This is a genomic window from Aminobacterium sp. UBA4987 (genome assembly GCF_002396985.1).
Lineage (GTDB): Bacteria > Synergistota > Synergistia > Synergistales > Aminobacteriaceae > Aminobacterium > Aminobacterium colombiense.
Genome location: NZ_DGZF01000004.1, coordinates 1 through 1,581, shown reverse-complemented (window position 1 = coordinate 1,581; position 1,581 = coordinate 1). Strand labels below are relative to the sequence as shown.

Annotated in this window: 2 protein-coding genes and 1 pseudogene; all 3 read right to left on the bottom strand. The window is 56.4% G+C overall.

Features of this window, described 5'->3' with window-relative positions:
• Nucleotides 1–182 (bottom strand): annotated as a pseudogene (locus B2U56_RS01430) (succinylglutamate desuccinylase); the annotation flags it as partial.
• A gap of 16 nt (nucleotides 183–198) precedes the next feature.
• Nucleotides 199–363 (bottom strand): hypothetical protein, encoded by a 165-nt coding sequence (locus B2U56_RS01425; RefSeq protein WP_286951781.1) that lies wholly within the window; start codon nucleotides 361–363, stop codon nucleotides 199–201.
• A gap of 6 nt (nucleotides 364–369) precedes the next feature.
• A partial coding sequence (locus B2U56_RS01420) for a C4-dicarboxylate ABC transporter (protein ID WP_286951778.1) occupies nucleotides 370–1,581 on the bottom strand: 1,212 nt, incomplete at its 5' end.

The window sequence follows — 1,581 nt, the reverse complement described above, 5'->3', positions numbered from 1 at the left end:
TTGACTGTTCCCTTGAGGCTTGGTTCGTAATCAGAGAGCTTCTTCACTTCAGTTAAAGACGGCGATGGAACCACCGGCTCCATAAAATGCCGGTGCTCGTAAAAATCTCGTCCGGCAATGGCCGCAAAGGCCAGGGCTATGACTAAAGAAATGATCTTGATGATTTTCAGATTGTTTTTCATTCTCCCCACCTCACTTCTACTTCAACCGAAGGAGCCTCAGCACGAAGGGCATGAGGATGATGCAGTAGAGCACCGCGTCCTGGGCTTTTTCTGTCTTGATGAGGTTGTACACTATTGCCTCCCCGAAGAAGAGGGTTATGGCGTAATACAGGTACATAACGATGGTATTTGTAAGTATCATGGTCATCTAGCCTCCAAGAAATGACAATCTGGTGCTAAATATGAGAAAGAGGGTCCCCAGCATGGCGATGAAGGCCATGGGCACCAGGCAGGCCTTCACAAAATCCTGAAAGTACCGCCCCGTATATCCCAGCTCCATTACTGTGGCCCGTCCCACAACGGCGGTGGGAGGCAGACAGTCGCCCAGAGGCCATATGACGGCCATGGCCGACAGGGCTATGATGGGATCTAAACCCCGCATGTTGAAAAGCATGATGAGGGGCACGCCGATAAGGGGGGCCACCGCATACTGCACCAGCCCTTCCGAAAGGGGCAGGATAATGAAGAGGGTGGCGAAGAGCACACCCAGGGGAAGGGTGACCACCGCCAGGGAGATGAGCCCCCGGGCTCCGCTCAGGGCCATGATCTGGATCAGGATGCCCACCACCACCATGATCCCCACGAGGGTGGTCAGGTTATGGACGGTTGCGCAGGCGACTGACCAGACATGAAGGCGTTTGGGGCTCAGCAGCACGACGGCAAAGGACGCGATCATGAAAAGCAGGGGCAATCCCAATACGGGCATGGAGAAAGGCCAGATCCGTCCCGCCAGAACAAGGGCCAGCAGCAGAGCGAAGGGGAAGGTCACCCTGAACCAGCTCTGCCCCTCCTGGACTTCAGGCAGGTTCGCCAGAGCCTTGTCGAGGTCCACCTGTCCCTCTCCCCGTCCCGCGAGCCAGAACACTGAGAAGAGGGCTCCCGCCACTGAAAGGACAAGAAGGGGTTTCCCAAACCCCACATAGGGCATGTTGGCGCCTGCGGCGGCCATCATGGCCCAGAGGTTGATGGGAGGCGCCGCGGCGCTCATGGCCGCTCCTAAAAAAATGATGGCGGCCCGTTTCGTCTCATCCACGCCCATAGCTGAAAGCACTGCTCCCACAAGGGCGCCTACGGTAAGAACCGTTGTCGCTCCCGACCCGGTAAGAGCTCCGGGAAGAAGGAGAACGAAAGTAAGGAGCAGAAGGCAGATTGTTCGTCTTTTGTGGAAGGTAGAAACGATCTTCCGTACAATGAAGGCCACCCCGCCGCTTTCACGAAGAAGGGCCATGAAGAAGGTGGCGGTGAGGAAGATGAGGCAGACGTCAAAGTAGGTGAAGGCCCCTTCCACAATATGCCGGATGGGAAGAATGGATACGGGATTGTGAGGGCTTCCTGTGACGCGGAGCATTACAGAGTGGGC